Raw genomic sequence first — 268 nt, forward strand, 5'->3', positions numbered from 1 at the left:
ATAAGCATACTGTCATCACTCACTTTAAGGGCCACTTGCCCGTTTGGCGATTCGGCCAGATAGACAACACCGTTCGCCCCTTTTCCCAGCTCTTTTACAATGCGGTAATGATGGTGGTGCCATTTCCCTTTAATCACCGTGCCTAGCGGGATGTTAGAAGCCGAATTCATCATCATGCTCTTCCTTTGCTTCAAGCAGCCCTTTACGTGAACGAACTGATTTGAAATGCTGGAGTGCTTCTCGGAGTGCTGGTCCAGTCGGAGTAATT

1 pseudogene is annotated in these 268 nt (G+C 48.5%); it reads right to left on the reverse strand.

Going from position 1 to position 268, the window contains the following annotated elements:
- Positions 1-170, reverse strand: a pseudogene (locus SB775_RS30035) (protein kinase family protein); the annotation flags it as partial.
- Positions 171-268 lie beyond the last annotated feature (98 nt).

Source organism: Peribacillus sp. SIMBA_075, from assembly GCF_046534585.1.